This is a genomic window from Escherichia sp. MOD1-EC7011 (assembly GCF_002965005.1).
GTDB classification, from domain to species: domain Bacteria; phylum Pseudomonadota; class Gammaproteobacteria; order Enterobacterales; family Enterobacteriaceae; genus Escherichia; species Escherichia ruysiae.
The window spans coordinates 82,189-107,321 of the sequence record NZ_PTRD01000009.1 but is presented as its reverse complement, the minus strand read 5'-3'; the positions used below and the strand labels follow the sequence as shown (position 1 = coordinate 107,321).

General features: G+C 51.1%; 22 protein-coding genes and 4 pseudogenes. 13 read left to right on the top strand and 13 right to left on the bottom strand.

The genetic code is table 11. The features are described 5' to 3' along the window. Positions 1-63: 63 nt before the first annotated feature. Genes yihX through fabY form a run of 4 tightly spaced genes read left to right on the top strand, consistent with a single transcriptional unit; the run spans position 64 to position 2,949 of the window. Positions 64-663 carry a glucose-1-phosphatase gene (gene yihX / locus A7098_RS03675; RefSeq protein ID WP_105280354.1) on the top strand — a complete coding sequence of 200 codons (600 nt, stop codon included), beginning with the start codon at positions 64-66 and terminating at the stop codon, positions 661-663. After that, positions 657-1,529: a virulence factor BrkB family protein gene (locus A7098_RS03670; RefSeq protein WP_000920722.1), complete on the top strand. Its 873-nt coding sequence runs from the start codon at positions 657-659 to the stop codon at positions 1,527-1,529. Before yihX ends, A7098_RS03670 begins: the two co-directional genes overlap by 7 nt. Then, positions 1,526-1,963 carry a D-aminoacyl-tRNA deacylase gene (gene dtd / locus A7098_RS03665; protein ID WP_000560983.1) on the top strand — a complete coding sequence of 146 codons (438 nt, stop codon included), beginning with the start codon at positions 1,526-1,528 and terminating at the stop codon, positions 1,961-1,963. The genes A7098_RS03670 and dtd overlap by 4 nt, the downstream gene beginning before the upstream one ends. A 44-nt stretch (positions 1,964-2,007) precedes the next feature. Next, on the top strand, positions 2,008-2,949 hold the full coding sequence (fabY, locus tag A7098_RS03660; protein WP_001297068.1) for a fatty acid biosynthesis protein FabY: 942 nt from the start codon (positions 2,008-2,010) through the stop codon (positions 2,947-2,949). 62 nt (positions 2,950-3,011) lie between these two features. Here fabY and A7098_RS03655 read toward each other — a convergent pair. After that, positions 3,012-3,371 (bottom strand): annotated as a pseudogene (locus tag A7098_RS03655) (alpha/beta hydrolase fold domain-containing protein); the annotation flags it as partial. A gap of 35 nt (positions 3,372-3,406) precedes the next feature. On the opposite strand from A7098_RS03655, the gene A7098_RS03650 reads away from it, so the two are divergent. The 4 genes and pseudogenes from A7098_RS03650 (at position 3,407) to A7098_RS03630 (ending at position 4,936) form a co-directional block, all read left to right on the top strand. Further along, positions 3,407-3,661 carry a helix-turn-helix domain-containing protein gene (locus A7098_RS03650; protein WP_105280353.1) on the top strand — a complete coding sequence of 85 codons (255 nt, stop codon included), beginning with the start codon at positions 3,407-3,409 and terminating at the stop codon, positions 3,659-3,661. A gap of 84 nt (positions 3,662-3,745) precedes the next feature. Next, positions 3,746-3,958: a hypothetical protein gene (locus tag A7098_RS03645; protein WP_024212558.1), complete on the top strand. Its 213-nt coding sequence runs from the start codon at positions 3,746-3,748 to the stop codon at positions 3,956-3,958. A 61-nt stretch (positions 3,959-4,019) separates the two neighbouring features. Further along, the gene (locus A7098_RS03640; RefSeq protein ID WP_032227001.1) at positions 4,020-4,298 is read left to right on the top strand and encodes a hypothetical protein; all 279 of its coding nucleotides are present in this window, start codon (positions 4,020-4,022) and stop codon (positions 4,296-4,298) included. A gap of 419 nt (positions 4,299-4,717) precedes the next feature. Further along, positions 4,718-4,936: pseudogene (locus tag A7098_RS03630) on the top strand (CopG family transcriptional regulator). A 215-nt stretch (positions 4,937-5,151) separates the two neighbouring features. On the opposite strand, the gene fdhE reads toward A7098_RS03630, so the two are convergent. The 4 genes from fdhE to fdnG are packed head-to-tail and all read right to left on the bottom strand — an operon-like array spanning position 5,152 to position 10,675. Beyond that, complete coding sequence (gene fdhE / locus A7098_RS03625; protein WP_000027708.1) at positions 5,152-6,081, bottom strand: formate dehydrogenase accessory protein FdhE; 930 nt, start codon at positions 6,079-6,081, stop codon at positions 5,152-5,154. Continuing rightward, positions 6,078-6,713 carry a formate dehydrogenase cytochrome b556 subunit gene (fdoI, locus tag A7098_RS03620; RefSeq protein WP_000829031.1) on the bottom strand — a complete coding sequence of 212 codons (636 nt, stop codon included), beginning with the start codon at positions 6,711-6,713 and terminating at the stop codon, positions 6,078-6,080. The genes fdhE and fdoI overlap by 4 nt, the downstream gene beginning before the upstream one ends. Further along, positions 6,710-7,612, bottom strand: coding sequence for a formate dehydrogenase O subunit beta (gene fdoH / locus A7098_RS03615; protein ID WP_000331377.1), 903 nt, complete (start codon positions 7,610-7,612; stop codon positions 6,710-6,712). The genes fdoI and fdoH overlap by 4 nt, the downstream gene beginning before the upstream one ends. A 12-nt stretch (positions 7,613-7,624) precedes the next feature. Then, a complete protein-coding gene (fdnG, locus tag A7098_RS03610; protein WP_011310337.1) occupies positions 7,625-10,675 on the bottom strand; it encodes a formate dehydrogenase-N subunit alpha in 3,051 nt (1,016 codons plus the stop codon). A 193-nt stretch (positions 10,676-10,868) separates the two neighbouring features. Here fdnG and fdhD point away from each other — a divergent pair, with 193 nt between their 5' ends. From fdhD to A7098_RS03575, 5 genes and pseudogenes are all read left to right on the top strand, one after another. Further along, positions 10,869-11,705: a formate dehydrogenase accessory sulfurtransferase FdhD gene (fdhD, locus tag A7098_RS03595; RefSeq protein WP_000753605.1), complete on the top strand. Its 837-nt coding sequence runs from the start codon at positions 10,869-10,871 to the stop codon at positions 11,703-11,705. A 311-nt stretch (positions 11,706-12,016) separates the two neighbouring features. Continuing rightward, complete coding sequence (locus A7098_RS03590) at positions 12,017-13,852, top strand: ATP-binding protein (protein ID WP_105280352.1); 1,836 nt, start codon at positions 12,017-12,019, stop codon at positions 13,850-13,852. Position 13,853: 1 nt separating this feature from the next. Further along, complete coding sequence (locus tag A7098_RS03585) at positions 13,854-16,160, top strand: hypothetical protein (RefSeq protein ID WP_105280351.1); 2,307 nt, start codon at positions 13,854-13,856, stop codon at positions 16,158-16,160. A 210-nt stretch (positions 16,161-16,370) separates the two neighbouring features. After that, complete coding sequence (locus tag A7098_RS03580; protein ID WP_105280350.1) at positions 16,371-17,411, top strand: YiiG family protein; 1,041 nt, start codon at positions 16,371-16,373, stop codon at positions 17,409-17,411. A gap of 71 nt (positions 17,412-17,482) precedes the next feature. After that, a pseudogene (locus tag A7098_RS03575) lies at positions 17,483-17,623 on the top strand (helix-turn-helix domain-containing protein); the annotation flags it as partial. Positions 17,624-17,654: 31 nt separating this feature from the next. Here the strand turns inward: A7098_RS03575 and araD are convergent. The 8 genes and pseudogenes from araD to A7098_RS03535 form a co-directional block, all read right to left on the bottom strand. Beyond that, positions 17,655-18,350 carry an L-ribulose-5-phosphate 4-epimerase gene (gene araD / locus A7098_RS03570; RefSeq protein ID WP_105280349.1) on the bottom strand — a complete coding sequence of 232 codons (696 nt, stop codon included), beginning with the start codon at positions 18,348-18,350 and terminating at the stop codon, positions 17,655-17,657. Next, on the bottom strand, positions 18,344-19,204 hold the full coding sequence (locus A7098_RS03565) for an L-ribulose-5-phosphate 3-epimerase (RefSeq protein ID WP_105280348.1): 861 nt from the start codon (positions 19,202-19,204) through the stop codon (positions 18,344-18,346). The genes araD and A7098_RS03565 overlap by 7 nt, the downstream gene beginning before the upstream one ends. Continuing rightward, positions 19,197-19,859: a 3-keto-L-gulonate-6-phosphate decarboxylase UlaD gene (gene ulaD / locus A7098_RS03560; protein ID WP_105280347.1), complete on the bottom strand. Its 663-nt coding sequence runs from the start codon at positions 19,857-19,859 to the stop codon at positions 19,197-19,199. Before ulaD ends, A7098_RS03565 begins: the two co-directional genes overlap by 8 nt. Next, positions 19,856-21,352, bottom strand: a complete 1,497-nt coding sequence (lyxK, locus tag A7098_RS03555) for an L-xylulokinase (protein ID WP_105280346.1) — start codon at positions 21,350-21,352, stop codon at positions 19,856-19,858. Before lyxK ends, ulaD begins: the two co-directional genes overlap by 4 nt. A 3-nt stretch (positions 21,353-21,355) precedes the next feature. Beyond that, a complete protein-coding gene (gene yiaO, locus A7098_RS03550; RefSeq protein ID WP_105280345.1) occupies positions 21,356-22,342 on the bottom strand; it encodes a 2,3-diketo-L-gulonate TRAP transporter substrate-binding protein YiaO in 987 nt (328 codons plus the stop codon). A 12-nt stretch (positions 22,343-22,354) separates the two neighbouring features. After that, positions 22,355-23,632: pseudogene (gene yiaN, locus A7098_RS03545) on the bottom strand (2,3-diketo-L-gulonate TRAP transporter large permease YiaN). Between the two features lie 2 nt (positions 23,633-23,634). Beyond that, positions 23,635-24,102 carry a 2,3-diketo-L-gulonate TRAP transporter small permease YiaM gene (gene yiaM, locus A7098_RS03540; RefSeq protein WP_085461402.1) on the bottom strand — a complete coding sequence of 156 codons (468 nt, stop codon included), beginning with the start codon at positions 24,100-24,102 and terminating at the stop codon, positions 23,635-23,637. Positions 24,103-24,211: 109 nt separating this feature from the next. After that, positions 24,212-25,132 carry a DUF4862 family protein gene (locus A7098_RS03535; RefSeq protein ID WP_105280344.1) on the bottom strand — a complete coding sequence of 307 codons (921 nt, stop codon included), beginning with the start codon at positions 25,130-25,132 and terminating at the stop codon, positions 24,212-24,214. Between the last annotated feature and the right edge of the window lies 1 nt (position 25,133).

Here is a 25,133-nt window from a genome sequence, read left to right as displayed (position 1 = left end):
CACATAGCCAAACCCATCCTTTCCCGCTACAGTTAATTTCCTGTGGCGAGAAAGGAGGCAAAAATGCTCTATATCTTTGATTTAGGTAATGTGATTGTCGATATCGACTTTAACCGTGTGCTGGGAGCCTGGAGCGATTTAACGCGCATTCCGCTGGCTACGCTTAAGAAGAGTTTCCATATGGGCGAGGCGTTTCATCAGCATGAGCGCGGGGAGATCAGCGATGAAGAATTCGCTGAAGCACTGTGTCATGAGATGGCCTTACCGCTAAGCTACGAGCAGTTCTCCCACGGCTGGCAGGCGGTGTTTGTCGCGCTGCGCCCGGAAGTGATCGACATCATGCATAAACTGCGTGAACAGGGGCATCGCGTGGTGGTGCTTTCCAATACTAACCGCCTGCATACCACCTTCTGGCCGGAGGAATACCCGGAAATCCGTGATGCTGCCGACCATATCTATCTGTCGCAAGATTTGGGTATGCGCAAACCGGAAGTGCGAATTTACCAGCATGTTTTACAGGCAGAAGGTTTTTCACCCAGCGATACCGTCTTTTTCGATGACAACGCCGATAATATAGAAGGGGCTAATCAGCTAGGCATTACCAGCATTCTGGTGAAAGATAAAACCACCATCCCGGACTATTTCGCGAAGGTGTTATGCTAAAAACCATCCATGAAAAAGCCAGGCATCGTACTCGTCCACTATGGGCCTGGCTGAAACTACTCTGGCAACGCATTAATGAGGACAACATGACAACCCTGGCAGGTAACCTTGCCTATGTGTCGTTGCTCTCATTAGTGCCGCTGGTTGCCGTTGTTTTTGCGCTTTTCGCCGCTTTTCCCATGTTTTCCGACGTCAGCATTCAGTTGCGTCATTTTATTTTCGCCAACTTTCTACCTGCCACTGGCGATGTTATCCAGCAATATATCGAACAGTTTGTTGCCAATTCCAACAAGATGACCGCCGTCGGGGCATGTGGGCTGATCGTCACGGCATTATTGTTGATGTATTCCATCGATAGTGCACTCAACGCCATCTGGCGCAGTAAACGGGTGCGTCCCAAAATTTACTCGTTTGCTGTGTATTGGATGATTTTGACGCTGGGGCCGCTGCTGGCGGGAGCCAGTCTGGCGATTAGCTCCTATCTGCTCTCCCTGCGCTGGGCGAGCGAGCTCAATACCGTTATCGATAATGTGCTGCGTATTTTTCCGCTGCTGTTGTCGTGGATCTCCTTCTGGCTGCTGTACAGCGTTGTTCCCACCATTCGCGTACCTAACCGCGACGCGATTGTCGGCGCGTTTGTCGCCGCGCTCCTGTTCGAAGCAGGGAAGAAAGGTTTCGCGCTTTATATCACCATGTTCCCGTCATATCAGCTCATTTACGGCGTACTGGCAGTGATCCCCATTCTCTTTGTCTGGGTCTACTGGACATGGTGTATCGTCTTGCTTGGGGCGGAAATTACTGTCACTCTCGGGGAATACCGCAAACTAAAACAAGCTGCTGAACAAGAAGAAGACGACGAACCATGATTGCATTAATTCAACGCGTAACCCGTGCCAGCGTCACCGTGGAGGGAGAAGTGACGGGCGAAATTGGCGCGGGACTTTTGGTGTTATTGGGTGTCGAAAAGGATGACGACGAACAGAAAGCAAACCGTCTGTGCGAGCGTGTGCTCGGCTACCGCATCTTTAGCGATGCCGAAGGCAAGATGAATCTCAACGTGCAACAGGCGGGCGGCAGTGTACTGGTGGTTTCCCAGTTTACCCTTGCCGCAGATACCGAACGAGGGATGCGCCCAAGTTTCTCCAAAGGCGCATCACCGGATCGCGCAGAGGCGTTATATGACTATTTCGTCGAACGCTGCCGTCAGCAAGAGATGAACACGCAAACAGGACGCTTCGCTGCGGATATGCAGGTATCGCTGGTCAATGATGGCCCCGTGACATTCTGGTTGCAGGTATGAGCCAGCTTCCAGGGTTGTCACGGGAAACAAGAGAGAGTATCGCTATGTATCACCTTCGGGTTCCACAAACAGAAGAAGAATTAGAGCGTTACTATCAGTTTCGCTGGGAGATGTTGCGTAAACCCCTGCATCAACCGAAAGGTTCTGAACGCGACGCATGGGATGCGATGGCGCATCACCAGATGGTCGTCGACGAGCAGGGTAATCTGGTGGCGGTAGGTCGGCTGTATATCAATGCCGATAACGAAGCCTCCATCCGTTTTATGGCCGTTCATCCCGACGTGCAGGACAAAGGGCTAGGGACGCTGATGGCGATGACCCTGGAGTCGGTAGCACGCCAGGAAGGCGTTAAGCGCGTGACCTGTAGCGCCCGCGAAGACGCGGTGGAGTTTTTTGCCAAGCTGGGGTTTGTGAATCAGGGGGAGATAACCACGCCCACCACCACGCCTATTCGTCATTTTTTGATGATTAAACCCGTCGCTACTCTGGATGACATTTTGCATCGCGGCGACTGGTGCGCCCAGCTCCAGCAGGCGTGGTATGAACACATCCCATTAAGTGAAAAAATGGGCGTGCGCATTCAGCAATATACCGGGCAAAAATTTATCACCACCATGCCGGAAACCGGCAATCAGAATCCGCATCATACGCTGTTTGCCGGGAGTTTATTCTCGCTGGCAACGCTCACCGGTTGGGGGCTTATCTGGCTGATGCTGCGCGAACGCCATCTCGGCGGAACGATTATTCTGGCTGACGCGCATATTCGTTACAGCAAGCCGATTAGCGGTAAACCTCATGCGGTAGCCGACCTCGGTGCGTTAAGTGGCGATCTCGACCGTCTGGCGCGCGGGCGCAAAGCGCGAGTGCAAATGCAGGTTGAAATCTTTGGCGACGAGACGCCTGGTGCGGTGTTTGAAGGGACGTATATCGTTCTTCCCGCTAAGCCATTTGGCCCTTATGAAGAGGGCGGGAACGAAGAAGAGTAGGACGTTTTACTTCACTGAAAAGGTTTTCAATCTGAAAACCTTTTCAGTGCCCAGGTCCGGAGTTACCTTCCCGCTCTCCAGGCAACGTCCCGTAGTGCCGATCGCGCAGCCTCGCTAATACCCCCTAACTGAAAAAATCCGTGGATAACCCCGAGGTAGCGTTGGCAGGTACATTGCACGCCTTGCTCTGTCATCCTCTGATACAGCGCCTCGCCTTCATCACAAAGCGGGTCATATTCTGCGGTAATTATATGAACTGGCGGCAAGCCATTAAAATCATCGCGCCAAAGAGGGCTGGCGTCAGGATGCTTGCGATCAATATCTGGCAGATACATCTCAAAGCCACTCAGTAGAGTATTGCGTGTGATGATGTAATCGTGACCATTGCGTATGTAGCTTTCGAAATGCGCAGTCGCATCAAGCAGGATAACGCACTTTTGAGCGGTTGACTCACAGCATGACCCAGATGAATGAAATTCTTGAAGGAACGCGACAGCCTTCACGGACTTTTGAAATTGATGCTATGAAAATCAAAGAAATATGCCACGCTTCAGGGTTGTCACAATCTAAATTTGCCGCTCTTATTTCCGTAAGCGTAGACACGTTGCGTAACTGGGAGCAGGGGCGGCGTTCACCGACCGGGTCTGCAAAGGCTTTGCTGCGAGCGATTGCCAATGATCCGCAACATGTGCTGCAAGCACTTAACCGTTAGAGGCATGGTTATGCCATACAGAAAGCAGCAGCATTCAGAGCTCCTATGAAAGCGGCATAGTGCCGCCTGTTCAGGAGTTTTGCTATGACCCGTAATCGTGCTGAACGTCGCCATCATATGGCGCGATTAAAAAAAATCCGCCGTCGTTATTGCACAGCAGGCGATGGAAGCTTAAAAGCATCAGGTGTTTGCTTTCGTACTCCCTGTCTTTGTTCTTGTTGGATGTGTGGGCATCGACGCTATCATAATGGTCCCCGCGTGTCGGAAATTCGTGCAAAAGCACGCTATGCGAATTAAGGGAAAATGATGAACTATTTTAAGGAAGCACATTTTTAGAACTCTTAACAGGAGACTAAAAATGTCCACATTTAATACGCGTAAAGACCGGGATCGTAATGGTAAAGCGAAGCCGCATAAGCATTCAGGGATCTCAACACTTACAGGCAAATGGCGTCATCCTTCAATGGATTGTTGGGTAAACTACAGTACACCGGGCGACCATGAATGGAAGCGCCTTTATACTACGCTTCGTCGTCGCGCCGATGATCGACGCCAATGCTATAGAGTGATGCGGGGGGATGATCCGGACGGAATCGTTTGGTTCCCGGACTGTTATCCGCAAATTTACTACTACTAGCAATCAAAGACCAGTTGGTGGCAGCACTGACTGGTCAGTTATGGATGGTAGATTTCACCTTAAACGTGGTGCGGTAAAGATGCTGACTTTTTTCGGGTACACCATCCTGATGAAGCAAATGAAGACCCAATCAAAAAAATATTCTTGAATATAAAATATTTATCGCATCCATAATTCATCCTTATTATTTGTTGTTTCTTTTCTGTAGATGTGCCCCCGCTTAATTAAAAGTAATAAACCATCCTGGGCTATAACTAAACCATTTTTGAGTAACAATTGAAATAACTGCAACTGTTACATTATCTTTGGAAACCGCCTCGTAAAAACAAAACAACATGCAAAGATCAGCTTTCGTTAATTAATTTTTCGGCGTAGTTTTCGCACATACATTAATGAGAAATATATGTAAGGTGGTGAAAATGGCGATGAATACGGTTTTTCTTCATTTATCAGAAGAGGCAATTAAACGGCTGAATAAGCTCAGGGGCTGGCGTAAGGTTTCGCGATCTGCAATTTTGCGCGAAGCGATAGAGCAATATCTGGAGCGTTAGCAATTCCCGGTGCGTAAAGCAAAGGGTAGCAGGCAAAGGGGTGAGACAGTAGGTGTTGATGATCAGTGTAAGGATCATAAGGAATGACAAAATTTTTTTTATTCTTGAATATAAAAAACTAGATGCCCTTATTCTGGTATTAATACGAGGCTGTTTTACTTGAACTTATAATAACTGCAACTGTTACATCGTATCTGGAAAACGCCTCGCGAAATACGAGAGATTTTGCGGGAATAGCAGGTGTCGTCACACCCTATGAGCTGTAATCCGGGCGACCAGCGCCACCCGGAAAACGTCAGAGATTACTCCCCTTCACCCGGAAACAGGAACGGGTTAATGGAACTACGGGCGTAGCCCTCTTGCTCCATTCGCGCGTCCAGTACCAGAGAGGCGAGGTCATCTGCCACGGCTTCAACTTTCGGTTCTTTTTCCTGATAAAGAATCTTCAGGTAAGTGCCGCAGTCATCGCAGCTTTCGGCTTTAATCGCGGCCTGTTCGTCATCCAGCGACCAGTAATGCAGTTTGCCGCTCTGCTCGCAGTTGCTGCATTTTACGCGCACTACGTGCCATTCGGTTTCACACAGGTTGCAGTGCAGGTAACGCAGACCCTGAGTGGTGCCAATTTGCACCATGCTGGACACCGGCATAGAACCACAAACCGGGCAATATTGACGTTGTTCGCCATATTCCGCACGCGCTTTGCCGGGGATCAGATTAGCCATCTGCGCCCAGTAGAGCGACAGTGCAGCCCAAATAAACGGCGCTTTATCGCTGCTGACGGACGAGAAATCAGAGGCAAACAGTGCGCTGGCCATATCTTCCAGCTCCTGTGTTGATGCCTTCTCCAGATTCTCAATCACGGCCAGCGCCGGACCGCTCATTTCTGGTTTCAGCTCAGCAATCAGCGCCATCAGTAGCTTTTGCCAGTGCTTATCGCGCGGCAGGACGTGAATATCCAGCGGTGGCTTACCCTGTGCGCTGGCTTCTTTAATGCGCGCGGTCAGATCCATCTCCAGCGGATGGTCGTACAGCACCACTTCCTGGGCGTGGGCGATAAGCGCAGCAAAGCGCAGGTAATCACCCAGCGGATTATTTTCTGCCAGCTCGCGCAGACGCTCGGCGCGGCGGTTGTATAAATTCTTGAGCCGAGGGAACAATAACGGCGGAATCATATCCGCCGTACGTTTCTCGCTCGAACCCAGCTCATCTTGCGGGATTATGCGAATACTCATTCAGCTTTCTTTTCCGTTGTCTTGCGGACTTCACGATACCAGCGTGGATGGTGTTTCTTCGCCCATGCGCTGGTAACCCATCCTTCCACCATGGCGGTAATCGTGCCTTTCACCCAAAGGGCGGCGTAGATATGCACCATGATAACCACAATTAACGCTACTGCGGCAAATGAATGCAGCATTAACGCGAATCGGATCACCGGGATTGAGAAAGCAGGCGCAAAATAAGGACGCCAGATAATCACACCGCTCACCAGCAGCAGAACCAGGAAAATAATCGCTGCCCAGAAAACGCATTTCTGACCGAAGTTATAACGCCCGGTGTCACCTACTTCCTCGTTGACGACGATCTTACGAATATTCTTCGCCCAAAAGATATCATCCCGATTGATTAGGTTGTGATGCCAGTAACGGAAAAACATGATGATGAACGAGGCAAACATAACCACGCCGACAAACGGGTGCAGAATTCGCGCCAGCTGCGGTGTGCCCATGATTTGCATCAACCAGTTGAAGGACGGGAACAAAAAGCCCAGCCCACTCACCGCCGCCAGGATGAAACAGAAGGCGGTTACCCAGTGGTTGATACGTTCCGGCGCGGTGTAGCGCACGATGGTGTCACGTCGTTTCATTTGCGCTCCTCGTCTTTCTCTTCGTGCAGATTGTTCTCTTCCTCATCCGCACGGTTCGGACCGACACCCACGTAGTGGAAGATACTGGCCGCGAAGGTAGCCGCAAAGCCAACAGCCGCGAGCGGTTTCCAGATGCCTTTCCAGAATTTCACGGTTTCGCTGATTTCCGGGTTCTCCGGCAAGCCATGATACAGGTTCGGCTTGTCAGCATGGTGCAGCACGTACATCACGTGTGTACCACCGACGCCAGCCGGATCGTACAGACCCGCATTGTCGTAACCACGGGTTTTCAGCTCCGCCACGCGCTCGCTCGCTAGCGTTTTCATCGACTCTTTCGTACCGAAGTGAATCGCGCCCGTCGGGCAGGTCTTCACACAGGCCGGTTCTTGCCCAACCACCACGCGGTCAACGCACAGCGTACATTTGTAGACGCGGTTGTCTTCCGGGTTAAGACGCGGAATATCGAACGGACAGCCCGCAATGCAATAACCGCAGCCAATGCACTGCTCGGACTGGAAGTCGACGATACCGTTGGCATACTGAATAATTGCCCCTTCCGCCGGGCACGCTTTCAGGCAGCCAGGGTCGGAACAGTGCATACAGCCGTCTTTGCGGATCAGCCATTCCAGTTTGTCGTTCTGCTCCACTTCCGAGAAGCGCATTACCGTCCACGATTTGGCGCTTAAATCATTGGGGTTGTCGTACACCCCAATGTTATTGCCGACGGTATCGCGAATGTCGTTCCACTCTGAACACGCCACCTGACAGGCTTTACAGCCGATACAGGTGGTGACGTCGATGAGTTTCGCCACTTCTTCCTGGAAGTCCCGCGCCTGAGGCGCGGGGGTCAGACCGTTAGTCGCGGAACGACGAATGATATCTTGAGATTGATAAGCCATATGTCGTCTCCGTTACACCTTTTCCACATTCACAAGGAAGGACTTAAACTCCGGCGTCTGCGTGTTCGCATCACCAACGAATGGCGTTAACGTATTGGCAATAAAGCCTTTTTTAGCTACGCCTTCATAGCCCCAGTGAATCGGAATACCGATGGTATCGATATCTTTGCCGTTCGCTTTCAGCGTGCGAATACGTTTGGTCACCACCGCTTTGGCTTTGATATAGCCACGGTTAGAGGAGACTTTCACGGTATCGCCCTGAGCAATGCCAAGTTTATTCGCCAGCGACTCACCGATTTCCACAAACTGCTCTGGCTGCAAAATCGCGTTCAACAGCGCGTGTTTGGTCCAGTAGTGGAAGTGCTCGGTCAGACGATAGGTGGTTCCGACATACGGGAACTTATCGGCTTTACCCAATGCTTCGGCGTCGTCTTTAAAGATACGCGCAGCCGGGTTCGAGATAACGTTTGGATGCAGCGGGTTAGTCCCCAGCGGCGTTTCAAACGGCTCGTAGTGTTCCGGGAACGGACCTTCCGCCATCTTATCGAGGGCAAACAGACGCCCCATGCCTTCCTGCTGCATGATAAACGGCCCGACGCCACTGCCCGGAGGTGCTGCGCTGTAGTCCGGAATATCCCAGCCAGTCCACTTAGTGCCGTCCCATTTCAGCAACTGACGCTTCGGATCCCACGGGTTACCCTGCGGGTCTGCGGAGGCGCGGTTATACAGGATGCGGCGGTTAAGCGGCCATGCCCATGCCCAGCCCAGCGTGTTACCGAGGCCAGACGGATCGGCGTTATCACGGCGTGCCATCTGGTTGCCTTCCGGCGTCCAGCTACCGGCGAAAATCCAGCAGCCACAGGAAGTCGTACCGTCATCGCGCAGTTGGGCGAACGAGCTAAGTTGTTGGCCTTTCTTGACGATAACCGCACCGGTTGCCGGATCGGTAATATCGGCCAGCGCCTTACCGTTGCTCTCCATCGCTACTTCTTCCGACTTCGGCTCATGCGGAATGGCGTAGTTCCAGGTCATGTTCAGCACCTGGTCCGGGTTCGCGCCACCCTGTTCGGCATACATCTTGCGCAAGCGCAGGAAGATACCGGAGAGGATCTCGCCATCAGTCAGCGCAATCCCTGGGGCGTCCGCACCTTTCCAGTGCCACTGCAACCAGCGACCGGAGTTAACGATTGAACCGTTCTCTTCCGCGAAGCAGGTCGATGGCAGACGGAACACTTCGGTCTGGATCTTCGACGAGTCAACTTCGTTCAGCTCACCGTGGTTCTGCCAGAAGTTAGAGGTTTCAGTGTTCAGCGGGTCGATGGTGACGAGGAACTTCAGTTTTGACAGACAGCCGATCACTTTGTTTTTGTTCGGGAATGAGGCAACAGGGTTAAAGCCCTGGCAGATATAGCCATTGACCTTGCCCTCTTTCATCATCTCGAAGTATTGCAGGACGTCGTAGCCTTTATCCCACTTCGGCAACCAGTCAAAGCCCCAGCTATTTTCCGCCGTCGCTTTATCACCAAAGAAGGCCTTCATCATTGAGACGAAGAATTTCGGGTAGTTGCCCCAGTAGTTGACCTGGCCTTCCAGCAGCGGTTTCGGCGTGTTGGCGGTAAGGTAAGTTTGCAGATCGGTCTGCTTCTCGCTTGGTAGCGTCATGTAACCCGGCAGGCTTTGCGACAGCAGCCCCAGATCCGTCAGCCCCTGAATGTTGGAGTGACCGCGCAGGGCGTTAACGCCGCCGCCAGCCATCCCCATATTACCGAGCAGCAACTGGATCATCGCCATGGTACGAATGTTTTGCGCACCAACGGAGTGTTGCGTCCAGCCGAGCGCGTAAAGGAACGAGGCAGTTTTATCGTGAGCACTGGTTTCTGCGATGTATTCGCAGACTTTCAGGAACGCGTCTTTTGGCGTACCACAGATGTTTTCAACCACATCTGGCGTATAACGGGAAACGTGCTGTTTCAGCAAGTTCCACACGCAGCGTGGATGTTGCAACGTGGTATCGCGTTTGGCGAAGCCGTTTTCGTCCAGTTCGTAAGTCCAGGAAGATTTATCGTACTTACGTTTTTCCGCGTCGTAGCCGGTGAACAGGCCATCTTCAAAGCCGTAATCCTCACGCACGATCAGGCTGGCGTTGGTATAGGCTTCGGTGTATTCGCGGTTGAATTTTTCATTGTTCAGCAGGTACAGCAAAACGCCTGACAGGAAAGCAATGTCAGTACCGGAACGAATTGGGGCATAGTAGTCAGCCACCGCCGCCGTGCGCGTAAAGCGAGGATCAATCACAATTAGCTTCGCGCCGTTGTGAATTTTGGCTTCCATCGCCCAGCGGAATCCTACCGGGTGAGCTTCAGCGGCGTTACCGCCCATCACCACGACAAGGTTGGCGTTCTTGATGTCGACCCAGTGGTTGGTCATCGCACCGCGACCAAATGTTGGAGCAAGACTTGCTACCGTTGGTCCGTGTCAGACACGCGCCTGGTTGTCGACCGCGAGCATACCCAGCGCGCGGGAGAATTTTTGCGTTAAATAGCCGGTTTCGTTGCTCGACGCGGAAGCACACAACATTCCGGTGGAGAGCCAGCGGTTAACGGTCACGCCTTCGGCGTTTTGCGCAATGTAGTTCGCATCGCGGTCTTCTTTCATCAGTTTGGCGATGCGATCAAACGCTTCTTCCCAACTGATTTGCTGCCATTTGTCAGAACCAGGCGCACGATATTCCGGGAACTTCAGACGGCTTTCGGAGTGGATAAAATCCACCAGGCCAGCGCCTTTCGGACAAAGTGCACCACGGTTGACCGGGTGATCCGGATCGCCTTCGATATGGAAGATAGATGCTTTGGCGTTTTTTGCTCCGTCACCGAGGCTGTACATCAACAGCCCACAGCCTACGGAACAATAGGTGCAGGTATTACGGGTTTCGCGGGTGCGCAGCAGTTTATACTGCCGGGTTTCCGCGAGTGCTACGCTGGGTGCAAAACCCAGTGCCGCTGCCGTGGTGCCTGCCATACCGCCAGCGCAGATCTTAAAGAACTGCCTTCTGCTGACCTGCATGGATTGCTCCTTGTTTCGACATTGTCACGTCCCATTTACATTCGCTTGCTGCGTGTGCAGGGAGTGGGAGTTATTTTTCTTTGCGGAAGGGGCCGCAAAGGTCCAGAATTGGCTCAATTTCCCTCCATCCAGGAAGGGTTTGTAACAGAATACCATAATCTTGGTGTGTGTGTTCTTATCTGGTTAAGAGAAAGTGAAAAAAACACAGCAAAAAGAAATCAAAAATGTGACAAATATCACGGGAATGCGACAAATTGAGTTATGGCAGCGTGATGATTTACAACGTTCCCGGCTTGATGAAGTCGCGGAAGAAGTTCCCGTTGCGTTGGTCTACAACGGCATTTCGCACGTAGTGATGATGGCATCGCCCAAAGACCTTGAACTGTTTGCGCTCGGTTTTTCGCTTTCAGAAGGAATTATCGAAAGTCCGCGCGATATATTCGGCATGGATGTTGTTCCCTCGTGTAATGGTCTGGAAGTGCAAATTGAGCTTTCCAGCCGTCGCTTTATGGGGTTGAAAGAGCGTCGTCGGGCACTGGCGGGGCGCACGGGCTGTGGCGTATGTGGCGTGGAGCAACTTAACGACATCGGTAAGCCAGTGCAGCCGTTGCCGTTCACCCAAACGTTTGATCTCAACAAACTGGATGATGCATTACGCCATCTCAATGATTTCCAGCCAGTGGGGCAACTGACCGGCTGTACTCACGTCGCCGCCTGGATGTTGCCGTCTGGCGAACTGGCTGGCGGACATGAAGATGTGGGCCGCCATGTGGCGCTGGATAAACTGTTAGGTCGGCGGGCGCAAGAAGGTGAACGTTGGCAGCAGGGTGCGGTGTTGGTTTCCAGCCGTGCCAGCTATGAAATGGTGCAAAAATCAGCGATGTGCGGGGTAGAAATTCTGTTTGCTGTGTCTGCCGCGACAACGCTTGCCGTAGAGGTCGCCGAGCGATGTAACCTGACGCTGGTAGGTTTTTGTAAGCCGGGACGGGCGACGATTTATACTCATCCGCAACGATTGATTCATAATTAAAGAAGTACCGCAATTCTGATTCTGGATTGCGGTTTTATTTTTTTATTAAATAATGCTGAATATGTTATTCAGCATTTAAATAATAATTTCACCACAAGAAATTATCTCGTTAACTTCGGTTTATATCGATATACTCCAGTCGCATTAATCCTTTAAGAATTAATCATTATTTATATAAGACATTTTGTTTTAATCATCGCGTCAATAAATAAATGTTTCCGATGAGTGAATGAAAATAACAAACCTTGCACCGGTTGTAAAAAACAGCAATGTATTTTCAATAGTGGGTGATGGATTATGAGTATTGAAAAATGAGTACATTACAGTTACCTGGCAGTTCATATTCTACCGAAGTTAATTTAAACGGCTTAATTGAGGTGCTCAGTAAGCATCTTTACTCCACCCCCGTGGTCGCCGTGTGGGAGCTGGTGCAAAACGGACACGATGCGATCGTGCGCCGCAGGATTGAGCAACCCAATGCACCAAAGGATAACGCGATTCGTGTGGTGGCGGACGTGGCGAAATCCACCATCACCATTAGCGATACCGGCGCGGGTCTGACAGAAAGCGAAATTCACGGCTTCCTGGCTACAGTGGGCGTGGGTTATACCCGAATGCTGCGCCAGCAGGATGACAATACTGGTTTAATTGGTATGTTCGGCCTCGGTTTTTTGTCGGCATTTGTACTGGCAAAAGAAGTGACGGTACTGACCACCTCGTGGCAAACGCCAGATCAGAGCTGGAAATACCACTCTACCGACGGGCAAAAATATACCGTTACGCCGCATCAGTCCTCGGAGCCGGGGACGCAGGTGATTCTGACGCTCAAAGAAGAGTACAGCCATCTGGCGAGTAACAATTTGCTGAACCGCGTCCTTTCCCGCTACTGCATATTGCTGCACGAACCGGTCTATGTGGGGGACGCCAGCGAGCCAGTGAACAAACTCCAGCCACCGTGGCGTGAAGAAACGCCAGATGGCGTAACGATGCACCGCGCGCTGGTACAGCGGAAAAATCTCGCCTTTGCCGCCCAGTTTGAATCTTCTTTTGAACCTATTTGCACCATTCCGGTGGTGCCAGCGGGAATGAGCGATGCGGTCGGGATTTTATGGATTCAGGATGGCGCAACTTACGGCACCAGCGATAACCGCAACCTGTCGCTGTTTTTGCGCGGCATGTTACTTGATGGCGAAGCGCGTGAGCTGTTACCGCCCTGGGCCGGTTTTATTGGCGGCGTGATTGAGTCATCGAAACTGACGCCGACGGCGAGCCGGGAAGATCTCCAGCGCGACGAAACCTGGGTCGCGGTGCAGGAGGCGTTAAAAGAGGCGCTGATTTCTGGTTTGTCCGATCTCGCACAAAATCAGCCAGAAATCTGGCGGCGTGTATTAATGCGCCATAACGAAGCGTTGCTTGGCGCAGCGTTGTGTGATGACCGTCTGTTTGATTTGCTCAAAGACCGTTTGCAGGTGCCTACCTCAAAAGGTGCGCTGCTGGCAAAAGATTTACGCATTAATAACAGCATTCATATTCTGTTAAGCCGCGATGGCGGTTTTGAAGAGATGTTGTTCCACATTCTGCAACGACCCGTTGCGCGTGGCGATCGCTATGCCGTGGTGCCATTTTTACGCCGCTGGGCGCTGTTATATCACTGCCGGATTATTGAAGTCGGTACACAAACGGGTAATGAACAGTTGTTCAGCCTTGCGGAATTACCCGAAGAGCAGATTGCTTATCTGGAAGAGCATCTTTGCGACGGCGAGCAATTAATTATCTCCCGCTTCGAACCCGCCGTTTTACCGCTCGTGGTTACGCCAGATCGCGAAGCGGAATTAAAAAAAATTCTCGAACAGGATGACGCGGATAAACGTATTAGCACCGCAGCGTTAATGCTGGCGCGGCAATTCACCTCGCAAATCCAAAAGACCAAAACGTCAAGTCTGTATATCAATCTCAATAACCCCTGCATTATGCAACTGGTGACGGCATTACAACATCAGCAACAGCCAGCGGCGGCATTACGGTTATTAAAATCGCTGAAAGTGATTTTGTGCTCCAGCGGCAATAAAGAACAACAATGGGATTTACACCAGGCGCTGGAAGATTTTACTCAGATTATTCCTGTCTTAATTAATCAAGGAAAATAAAATGGATACATGGGAGTGGTACAACAAATATAGCCAGGAGTTGCGTGATGCCGGGCAGGAGTATATTCCGCAGATAATTGATGATTTTTCTGAAGGTGTTTTACATCTGCAAATGGAAAAGTGCGATTCGTTATTACCGGAAATGAAAGCATTGAATCAAGTGGCCAAAAATCCGTGGCTGGAAATATTTATCGGGCACTGGGAGATGCGCCATCGTCTGACTAACTACGAAGAAGGCGAAAAAGTACTGCCAGACGTAGTGGCGCTGTTTGAAAAAGCGCACCGGGAAGAGGCAAAAGATTGCCCGCAATCTATCTGTGTCACGCAGGATTTATCCGCCTGCTACGAGAATATAGATGCCCCTGGCTGGGCCAATGAACGTATGGCGGTATGTGAAGAAACCATCGCGCGCATTGATCCGACCTGGAGCTGCTTTATGTGTTTATCCTGCGAATATGCCAGTGCGCTGATGGATTCCAACAGAACAGAAGAGGCGTTGGCTTATATCGACAGGCAAATCGACGCGGTAAAAGCATCGGGGAGTGAATATTTAGAAGCACTGCTGGCAACCCGTGCCGATATTTTGGTTGCCCTTCAGCGTTACGATGAAGCGCGAGAAGTGATTGATGAACTGGCAAAAGAAAATGATTATTGGGGACGCGACCGCATCAATTATCAACTCAAAAAACTGTACATCATGGCGTTATGCGGGCAGGACAAAGAAGTCTGGGAGGAATTGCCGCGTTGGTCAGATCTGACTCCCTATTCATGGGGACCATGGCTGAAGATTATTACTGAATTACTTCCCCGCAATCCACAAAGAAACCACTGGCAACTGGCGCGAATCATTCAAAAAATGCTGGAGCACCGTTCACAGGCCGGGGCGCACCGCAAAGTGGTTGATCTGGCGAAACTGCAAATTACCCTGGCGCTGGAGCGAGAATCTGTCTGGGTTGCCAAAATGGCGATGAAACTGGCTCAGCGGCACATACCGAAATTACGCGCGTTGCTGGGCGTTGATCGCGAGTTTCTTGAACTTAGTGAAAAAATCGTCGCTAAAGAGGCGGAACTGCTTGCTCGACCGGTGGTAGAAATACCTGAAAACAGTGATGAAGAAACGCAGCCCGATCCGGAAAAAGACGTCGAAATATTCCGCCGCGCTTACCTGAACACGCCAGATGATACGGAATTGCTGGGCAAGCTGGTCAATGCGTTAAACGCCTGCAATGCGATTGATGAATCGATTGAACTCCTGCAACGCTACGTTGAAAGCCACATCCAGGAAGATACCAATCTCTGCTTTGATCTGCTGGATCTCCTGCTTAACCGTGGCGATCAGCAAGCGATCGAACACCTGGCGAAGCAGTATGAACAGGCGGAGTTACTACATATGGCGTTGTGGTTCCGTGCGCGGGTGATCAACCAACAGGAAGACTGGGGCGAACTGGAGTCGATTGGTCAACAGTTGCTGCAACACGAAAAGGGGCGCGAGTGGGTCGGCGTTTATCGCATGTGCTCCTGGGCAGCACAAAAACAGGAAGCCTGGGATCGGCAGCTGGATTATTTACAGCAATTGCAGCAACTTATGATTAGTCGTGAAGAAGATATTCGTAATATCCAGTGGGATATCATGGCGACCGCCAGCATCTTACAACAATGGGATTTGGTGCGAACTATCGCCGCAGAACTGGAAATCGAACTCACGGAAGGCGAAGGTTTTATCGACGAAAAATGGGGACTACTGAATATCCGTTTCCGGGAAAACTTCGAATACCGCTATTACTATGCCCAGCGGATTGGACCGGTAACGGCAAGGATCATTGAACCAACCTACCGGACAGATTACCCACAACATGTTGATGAAATTGTCGTTTTCGATGCGGAAATGTTGAATACCCGGCCTGAAGATGAGGAAGAGCAGAAGAATTTCACGCCACTTTATGGGGGCCTGAAAACCATTATCCCGACCGAGTACGGCGAGTCCTGGTTCTGTGAAGGTGTCATGCCTGGTGAAGAACAGTTTAATGCCTTCCGTGAGGCGCTACGTGAACGAAACTGGTACTACTGGAGCAACAGTAACGAGGACTATACGTTAACGGATAGTCATCAGGGAGAAGAAGCAGAGCCACTGCCCGCGTTCTACTTTGTTATCAGCGCGCCGCGTTCGGTTGCTAAAGCTAATATTGATAAAACGCTAAGTGAGTTGACCGCAGACTGGGAACATCCGTTGTGCTGGTGGCGTCTTGCCAAAGAAGCCGGAGCGAACGAAGAGAAACATGCTGCTATTTCTGAACGTTATGGGATGTAATGCAGGTTTAAATAACGAGGGGCAGAAACTTTCCTCTCGCAACGGTTGAACTGTTAATTGAATAAGTCCGGTAATTTATCAATGAAATCACCGGACTTATTCATTCAGTGAATTATATCTATTTATTTATAAACAAAACGCGTGTAGTGACGCTTTCTTTTTTCCTTTATTATATTTACTCTCTTATTTATCTATTTATAAGGCAATTAAATGAAAAGGAATTTATTATCTTCAGCTATTATTATCGCCATAATGGCCCTCGGTATCACCGGATGTGATGATAAAAAAGTCGAATCAGAAACTCCCCCGCCCGCCAATAGTCAACCTGCCGCACCAGCTCCAGAAGCGCCCGTTGCAAAAGCAGAAGCTAAACCAGAAACGCCTGCGCAACCGGTGGTCGATGAACAAGCGGTTTTCGACGAAAAAATGGATGTTTATATCAAGTGCTACAATAAGTTGCAGATCCCTGTGCAGAACAGCCTGGCGCGTTACGCTGACTGGCTGAAAGATTTTAAACAGGGTCCAACGGGTAAAGAGAGCCTTGTTTATGGCATCTACGGCATTAGTGAATCCAATCTCTCTGAGTGTCAAAAAGGAATAAAAAGAGTCGTGGCGTTAACGCCTGCGCTGGAACCCATTGATGGTGTGGCGTTGAATTATATTAATGCCGCTGTTGCGCTGGGTAATACCATTAACGAAATGGATAAATATTACACCCAGGAAAATTATAAAGATGATGCGTTTGCCAAAGGGAAAACGCTGCACCAGACGCTCATAAAAAATATTGAATCCTTTGAACCCGTAGCAGAATCTTATCACGCGGCGATTCAGGAAATTAATGATAAGCGTCAGCTTGCGGAATTGAAAAATATTGAAGAAAGAGAAGGGAAAACATTCCACTACTACTCTCTGGCTGTCATGATATCAGCGAAACAAATTAATAACCTGATTTCGCAAGAGAAGTTTGATGCAGATGCGGCAATGAAGAAAGTATCTGAACTGGAAACGCTGGTGGCGCAGGCCAAAGAAGCGGATAAAGGCGGCATGAAATTTTCCTTTATTAATTCGGCAGACCAATATCAGCTCGAAGCTAAAAAATATGTTCGCCGCGTCAGAGATAAAGTCCCGTACTCTGACTGGGATAAAGAGCAACTTCAGGATGCAAACACAAGCTGGATGGTCGAAGACTCTTTCCCGAAAGCGTTACGCGAGTACAACGAAATGGTTGATGACTATAATAGCCTGCGTTAAACGTTTTTGATTTTGGTGAGCAATGTAATGTTGGATACCGCTGTGGACGCCAGCCGGGCAAATTCAGCGCAACAGACGAGTCGCTCACTGAAGTGGCTGCGTTGTGCGGGTTTAATGACGTTGGCTATTTCCGACAGATTTTTCGCAAACACACTGGTTTAACGCCAGCAGCGTGGAAGCGGCGTTACAGCAAGGAACATATCAATTCGTAGTGCCGGGGCGATGAAGCCCCGGCGTGAGGGATTACTGCCCGTAATAGGCATTGTCTCCATGCTTACGCAGGTAGTGCTTATCCAGCAGTTCGTTTTGCATGGCAGGGAGCTGCGGCGCAAGCTGGTGCGAGAACAGGCCCATATAGGCGCACTCTTCCAGCACCACGGCGTTATGCACCGCATCGGCGGCATTTTTTCCCCAGGCGAACGGGCCGTGAGAATGCACCAGCACCGCCGGGATTTGTGCCGGACTCCTGCCACGCTCTTCGAAGGTTTCAATGATCACTTCGCCGGTCTGATATTCATATTCGCCGTTAATCTCCTCTGCGGTCATCTGTCGCGTGCAGGGGATGGCACCATAGAAATAATCGGCGTGCGTGGTGCCCCAGGCGGGGAGATCAAGTCCGGCCTGCGACCAGATGGTGGCGTGGCGCGAGTGGGTATGCACAATACCGCCAATCTCCGCATAGCGGCGGTAGAGCGCCAGATGCGTTGGCGTGTCGGACGAGGGCTTTTTGCTGCCTTCCACCGCCTTGCCGCTGGCTATCTCAACCACCACCATATCGTCGGCGGTCATCACTTCATACTCGACGCCGGAAGGTTTGATCACCATCCATTGCCGCGTCTCGTCTACCGCGCTGACATTGCCCCAGGTGAACGTCACCAGATGGTGAGCGGGAAGCGCCAGATTCGCCGCCAGCACGTCGGCTTTCAGTTGCTCTAACATATAAACCCGGCCTCCTGCATACGCGCTTCAATCCAGCGCCGCGCCTGAATAATCTCCAGCACCGGCTCTTTGGCTTTTTCGGTCCACATCTCAATCAGGAAAGAACCGCGATAGTTCAGTTCATGCAGCGTTTTAAAGATGCCAATGAAATCAACGCAGCCTTCGCCAAACGGTACATCACGGAACTGGCCAGGACTCTGGTCGGTTACGGGTTGAGTGTCTTTCAGGTGAATAGCCGCGATGCGGTCAATGCCCAGTTTCAGTTCGGCGGGAACATCATTGCCCCAGGCGCTGAGGTTGCCGACATCCGGGTAAACGGTGAACCACGGCGAGGCGAGCATCTCGTCCCATTTTTTCCATTTGCTGATGGAGTTCATAAACGCGGTGTCCATAATCTCCACCGCCAGCATCACTTGCGATGCCGCCGCCTGTTCAACAGCCCACGCCAGCCCTTCAGCAAAACGTTGCTGGGTGCCTTCGTCATGCTCTTCGTAATAGACGTCGTAGCCCGCCAGTTGAATAGTGCGAATGCCGAGATCGCGCGCCAGGCGAATCGCTTTACTCATGATTTCCCGCGCCCGTTCGCGCACCGCCTCGTCCCGGCTGCCAAAGGGAAAACGACGATGGGCAGACAGACACATTGACGGAATGGAGACACCCGTTTCGATCATCGCAGTGACCAGCGAAGCACGTTGTGCGGCGCTCCAGTCAAGACGTGAGAGCCGTTCGTCGGTTTCATCCACCGACATTTCGACAAAATCAAAACAGCAGCTTTTTGCCAGCACCAGCCGCTCCGGCCAGGAGAGATCTTTCGCCAGCGCCTTTTCATAAATCCCTAACGGATGACTACGCACGAGAACCTCCCCAGATTGCGTCAATTTGTGCATGAAAATCAGCGGCAACCTGCGCTGGATTGGTAGCGCCCGCCAGTGCGCGCCCGGCAATAAACGCTTTCACGCGGATATCTTTAAACAGCGGCAGGTCAGCAGGGGTAATCCCGCCGGTAATAGAAAGTTCGAGGCCGATATCAGAAAGCGCCTTCATGCGTGCCAGATCGGCCTCGCCCCACTGTTGCCCGCTGGCCTGTGCGTCGCGACCACGATGATAAATGGCCTGCTGCACGCCAATGCGATGCCAGTCACGTGCGTCGTCCAGTGTCCAGTTGCCGAACAGCTCTATCTGGATTTCACCGCCGCAGCGTTGCGCCATCGCGTGGCCTTTTTCCACCGTGGCGAGCGGCGCGGCGCAGATGATGGTCATCCAGTTAGCGCCTGCGCCAAACGCCTGTTGCGCGAGCGTTTCACCCGCGTCGGCGACCTTCCAGTCAGCGACGATGATTTTGTCCGGGCACTGTTCACGCAAGGCTTTCACCGCGCCAAGCCCTTCGTTTAAACAGAGAATGGTGCCCGCTTCGACGATATCGACACTGTCCTTTAACAGCGTCACGTCGCGCTGCGCGGCTTCAAGTGATGAGTGGTCGAGAGCCAGTTGCAGAAGTGGTCTGCTCATAATGTGTGTTCCTTAATGCGGGTGTGATAACCCTGGAGTGCGGCAATGAGTTGCTGATAGCGTTGATATTTTTGCTGGTAATGCTGATGAGCGGTCATGTCCGGCAGCAATGTGCGTACCGGATGTTGCAAGTTGCGCTGCGCTTCGCTGAAGTTGCGATAAACGCCCGTACCGACACGGGCAGCGAGCGCCGCGCCAAAGCATCCCGTTTCTTCCACCTGCGGCAGCTCGATACGCAGACCGCTGACGTCTGCCAGCATTTGCATCCAGACATCGGAGTGCGCAGGACCGCCAGTCACGCGCAGGGTGTGAACAGCGGTAAAACGTTCACGCATCCGGTTGAGGTGGGTCATGTGGCTGAACACCACGCCTTCATAAATGGCCTGCAACAGGTGCGCACGGGTGTGAATGGCCTGCATCCCGTAGAAACCGCTGGTCATCTCAAGTCCGGCGTTGCTGCCGTACAGGAACGGCAGGAAAAACAGATCGCCTCTGGCTTTCGGCAAGCTGGCAACGGCCTGATTAATCTCAGCAAAAGAGATTTCTCCCCACTGCGCGGTAAACCATTCGAGATTGCCGGAAGAGGTAGGGCTGGCTTCGTGAACGATAAATTGACCGTCATTAACATAGCGACCATAGACATACGGATGCGCTTCACCGTCACGTAAACCGCTGGTTATGCCGCTGGTCACCGCCCAGGTTCCCATTACTGCATTGAGGGTGGATTCGTCTTCGATCCCGGCACAAAGTGCGGTGGAAACCACATCAAACAGGCCACCGACAACGGGCGTACCCGCTTTCAGACCGGTTTGTGCGGCTGTCTGAGCGGTAGTTTCCCCGCAGATTTCGGCAGATCCAACCACAGGTGGCAGGGAGTGATTGATTTCACCGATCCCCAGCCAGTCGGTGAGGCACGGGTCATATTCCCCGCGACTCATGTTGTAGAGATTGGACTCAGAAATATTGCTCTCTTCACAACCTTTGACGCCGGTTAAACACCAGCGCAGGTAGTCGTGCGTCATCATCACGCAGCCAATTTGCGCGTAGCGTTCCGGTTCGTGCTCTTTCAGCCAGCGTAACAGCGACACCGGATGCCCGGTCCACAAGGTTTGTCGGGTCAGCGGGTAGAGTTTTTCCGGGATGCCATCTTCCTGCCAGCAACGAACGATTTCTATCGCCCGGCGATCCGAAGACAAAATAGCGTTACCGAGCGGCTTGTCGTTTTTATCCAGCAAAAACAAACCCTTTCCCTGTGCGGAGATACCGATACCAACTATTTGTTCCCCGCTAACACCGGAATGGGTAAGCAGGTCGCGAATGACAGCCATGCAGCATTGCCATAGTTCTGCCATATCGCGCTCTGCCCAGCCTGGCTGCGGGCTTAATGCGCACAGCGGCAGGCGCTGCACGCCTGCCTCCCGGCCTTCGCGGTCATACAGCCCGGCTTTCAGCCAGCTACCGCCACAATCTAACCCCAGCCAGTATTGCGTCATGGTTTATTGCACCTCATCCACGGCTTTCAGCAGATCAGCGCCCTGCGGAACATCTTTAACAAACATGTCGCGAACCTGATTACCCAGCGCGTCGCTAAAGGCTTTGCGGTCGAGATCGGTAATCACTTCCACGCCTGCGTCTTTCATGCCGTCGATGATTTTTTGCTGATCTTCGGCGACCAGTTTGCGCTGGTAGTTACCCGCTTCTTGCGCAGATGAGATCAGTGCCTGCTGGAACTCTGGGGTTAAGCCATCAAACTTCGCTTTGTTGATTACCACCAGAAGCGGGGAATAGGCGTGGTGCGTCAGAGAAAGGTACTTCTGCACTTCATAAAATTTTGCTGACCAGACGACGTTGATCGGGTGTTCCTGAGCGTCGATAGTGCGGGTTTCCAGCCCGGTATAGACTTCGGCAAACGGCATCGGGATCGGGTTAGCGCCAAAGACTTTGAATGCGGCAATATTCATTGGGCTATTGTTGGTACGGATCTTCAGCCCTTGCAGATCGGTAGGCGTTTTAACCGGTGCACGCGAGTTGGTGACATCGCGCCAGCCGTTTTCCCAGTAGGCCAGTACTTTTAGTCCTTTACCTTCAAGGGATACTTTCAGGTCATCACCGACTTTGCCGTCGAGCGTTTTATGCGCGTGAGCGGTATCGCGGAACAGGAAAGGGACATCGAGCAGGTTGATGACGGGCGAGAGTCCCGTAAAGTTATTGGAGCCAGACATCTCCATATCAATAGTGCCGCCGCGCACGCCGCTGATCATCGCCTGCGCATTACCGAGGGTGCTATCCGGGAACAGTTTTAATTTCAGTTCGCCTTTGGTTTTTTCCTGTAATAATTCATTGAATTTTTTCGCCGCAATATGTTGCGAGTCGGTTTGCGAGGTTTCATAACCGAAACGTAATGATTGTGCCGCCAGAGAAGATGTGCTGAACGCCGCCACTCCGGCAAATAATAAAGCGTAGGTTACAGAACGTAATTTCATTATGATTTCCTTTTAACTCATCCATTTAAGAGGAGCGGTAATAAGCTCCGGTATAAAAATAAATAATGCTAACAACATGAATAAAACCATGACGTAAGGCGCAACGCCTTTTACCGCATCGTCAAATTTAAGTTTCGCCACGCCGCATACCACGTTAAGAACGTTACCGACTGGAGGCGTAATCAGTGATATTGAACAGTTGATAATAAACATGATGCCGAAATAGACCGGATCTATTCCTGCTTCTTTCACTAATGGCATTAATACTGGCGTAAGAATTAATACGGTAGGCGTTAAGTCCATGACCGTACTGATCACCATAATGGCGAGCATAATGACGATGAATAATAAGCGGGGCGAATCAACCAACGGTTGTAATAGCTCCGATACCATCATGGGTAATTCGGCGATAGTAATAAGCCATGCAGATACCGCAGCAGAGGCCACCAGGAACATGACCACGGATGTGGTTTTCGCCGCGTTAATCAGTACATGATAAAGCGTGGAGAAGGTCATTTCGCGATAGACCACCACCGAGACGAACAGGGCGTAGAAGGCGGCAACTGCGCCTGCTTCGGTGGGTGTGAATAACCCCGAACGGAAACCGCCAATAATAATTATCGGTAAAAAGAGCGCCCAAATACCGGAAACTAAGGATTGCCATACTTCCCGTAGTGAGGCTTTCGGCTGACAAGGTAAATTAAGTCGTTTTGCCTGCCACCACCAGGTAACCATCAGCGTGACGCCCATCATGACGCCCGGCGCAATGCCCGCCATAAAAAGTTTGCTGATGGAGAGTCCGCTGGAGACGCCGAAGATAATGAGTGGAATAGAGGGAGGGATAATGGCTGCAATAATACCGCCCGATCCGATAAGCCCGGCGGCGCGATTTACCGGATAGTTGGCCTGACGCATCATCGGCACCAGCAGTGCCGCGACGGCTGCGGTATCGGCAACCGCAGAACCGGAAAGGCTTGCCATGATCATTGCCGCCAGCACGCCAACGTAACCCAGACCACCAGGCCTGTGACCCACCAGTTTCATTGGCAGGTCGACAATACGTTGCGACAGGCCGCCCGCGTTCATGATCTCACCCGCCAGCACAAAGAAGGGAATGGCTAACAGAGAGAAGCTGTCTGCGCCATTTACCAGCGTTTGTGCCAGAATTTGCACATCAAAGATATCCATCCAGAACATCAGTGAGATGCCGCACAGTAATAATGCCTAGGCAATGGGAACACCAATCGCGATAGCGCCTAACAAACTGACAATAAATATAAGAATTGTCATCGTCAGACTCCTTGTTGGTTTTGGCTGGTGGTATTTGTGAACTGCCGGTATAAGTGACGCAATTCCAGTAATGCGATAATCAGGCTGGTGGGGATAGCTGCGGCGTACATTAAGCCAACGGGTACGCCGAGAATGGGTGATAAGTTACTCCAGTCCTGTGACGTTTTTTCTATTGCACCCCAGGCCAGACCCAGACACAGTAATAAAATGAGCGTATGGGTTAGCTGCGAAACACGTTGTTGATTAGCGGGAGAGAGTTTTTCGACTAAAAAAGTAACCTGCACATGGCTGTTGTCCATATAAGCAACGATAGCGCCAATAAAGGTTAACCAGACAAATAAAAGACGGGATAATTCATCAATCGATAATATGCTTGTGTGAAATCCATATCGAAGAATTATATTAATAAAAATAATACAAGATAGTATTGCGATGATGAGCGCAAGAATGCCTTCGAGTATCCGTTTCATAACGAGTCCTTCTTGTTATGTAATATGTTTTCATTAATTAATGCTGTTGGTATTCGTAATATTTATTGGAAAACGACTAATTAGAATTTGGCAAAATAAATGAATCGTTTTAAATAGATTCATTCAGAGAGTGAATGCCGTTACGTAATATTTCGATGCGATGCTGTACATCAGCCGATTCATTTATTTCTAGCAGCTTGATGCCAGCAAAATGCAATGTTGACGGTTCTGCTGCATTAAATAACTCGCGAACGTGATCTGTGGTCATCAGGCTTTCTGCACAGAATGGTGCAAACGGCGCGTGTAAATCCTGCCATTCTCCGTATGCTCCGTTTAGCGTCGTACCAGAGAACATCAACGCGCCGAGTTTCCCGGCCTGTTTCGCCATTTGGGTATGGGTCAGCGGCAACGCTGTATTGCGCCCTTCAATGGCGGAGCGCGCCCAGTTGATACAGAGGCTGACGTCATAATCGGCAATGACTTCCAGCACATTTTCCAAAGGCAAAAAGCCTTTGCGGGGAGCGGCAGACGTCATGGCGTCGCAGTGTTCCAGCACCAGTTTGCACGGCCAGTCCCAACTGGCGATTTCTTTCAACGAGCGGGCAAAGGCATCCGTCGCTTGCATAATATTGGGATTCGTTGCTAACGGTGCGGCCTGGATCTCTAGTGCGAGCACTTTATTAGCCTGCAATGAGTTGATTTTATGGAACAGGTGGCGATAGTACGCCACGCAGGCCTTGCGTTGTTCTTCATCGCTGGAGGCGAGACCAAAGCCGTTGTTTTCGCTGCGGCGACGCATGGTTTCCATCACAGCGGTGACGACAAATTTCCAGCTTTCCGGCGTATGGCGAAGTAACCATTGATCGCCAAGAGGATGGAAGTTTTCCAGGCAGGGTTGTTCCAGCCCAAGAATATCAGGGGTATCTGATAATTGTCGCCAGAATTCCTTCTCTTCCTCTTCACTTCTTTGGTGAAAAGAGGGTGCACAGGGATACGCACCGATAATATAACCGGTATTATTCGCTTTCATT

Excerpts from the sequence above, each read along its gene's own strand:
- A7098_RS03645 (WP_024212558.1), top strand. The coding sequence starts at position 3,746 with ATGACCCGTAATCGTGCTGAACGTCGCCATCATATGGCGCGATTAAAA.
- A7098_RS03670 (WP_000920722.1), top strand. The coding sequence starts at position 657 with ATGCTAAAAACCATCCATGAAAAAGCCAGGCATCGTACTCGTCCACTA.
- A7098_RS03580 (WP_105280350.1), top strand. The coding sequence starts at position 16,371 with ATGAAAAGGAATTTATTATCTTCAGCTATTATTATCGCCATAATGGCC.
- fdoH (WP_000331377.1), bottom strand. The coding sequence starts at position 7,612 with ATGGCTTATCAATCTCAAGATATCATTCGTCGTTCCGCGACTAACGGT.
- yihX (WP_105280354.1), top strand. The coding sequence starts at position 64 with ATGCTCTATATCTTTGATTTAGGTAATGTGATTGTCGATATCGACTTT.
- A7098_RS03590 (WP_105280352.1), top strand. The coding sequence starts at position 12,017 with ATGAGTACATTACAGTTACCTGGCAGTTCATATTCTACCGAAGTTAAT.
- A7098_RS03640 (WP_032227001.1), top strand. The coding sequence starts at position 4,020 with ATGTCCACATTTAATACGCGTAAAGACCGGGATCGTAATGGTAAAGCG.
- fabY (WP_001297068.1), top strand. The coding sequence starts at position 2,008 with ATGTATCACCTTCGGGTTCCACAAACAGAAGAAGAATTAGAGCGTTAC.
- araD (WP_105280349.1), bottom strand. The coding sequence starts at position 18,350 with ATGTTAGAGCAACTGAAAGCCGACGTGCTGGCGGCGAATCTGGCGCTT.
- ulaD (WP_105280347.1), bottom strand. The coding sequence starts at position 19,859 with ATGAGCAGACCACTTCTGCAACTGGCTCTCGACCACTCATCACTTGAA.
- yiaM (WP_085461402.1), bottom strand. The coding sequence starts at position 24,102 with ATGAAACGGATACTCGAAGGCATTCTTGCGCTCATCATCGCAATACTA.
- lyxK (WP_105280346.1), bottom strand. The coding sequence starts at position 21,352 with ATGACGCAATACTGGCTGGGGTTAGATTGTGGCGGTAGCTGGCTGAAA.
- A7098_RS03535 (WP_105280344.1), bottom strand. The coding sequence starts at position 25,132 with ATGAAAGCGAATAATACCGGTTATATTATCGGTGCGTATCCCTGTGCA.
- fdoI (WP_000829031.1), bottom strand. The coding sequence starts at position 6,713 with ATGAAACGACGTGACACCATCGTGCGCTACACCGCGCCGGAACGTATC.
- A7098_RS03650 (WP_105280353.1), top strand. The coding sequence starts at position 3,407 with ATGACCCAGATGAATGAAATTCTTGAAGGAACGCGACAGCCTTCACGG.
- yiaO (WP_105280345.1), bottom strand. The coding sequence starts at position 22,342 with ATGAAATTACGTTCTGTAACCTACGCTTTATTATTTGCCGGAGTGGCG.
- dtd (WP_000560983.1), top strand. The coding sequence starts at position 1,526 with ATGATTGCATTAATTCAACGCGTAACCCGTGCCAGCGTCACCGTGGAG.
- fdhE (WP_000027708.1), bottom strand. The coding sequence starts at position 6,081 with ATGAGTATTCGCATAATCCCGCAAGATGAGCTGGGTTCGAGCGAGAAA.
- A7098_RS03585 (WP_105280351.1), top strand. The coding sequence starts at position 13,854 with ATGGATACATGGGAGTGGTACAACAAATATAGCCAGGAGTTGCGTGAT.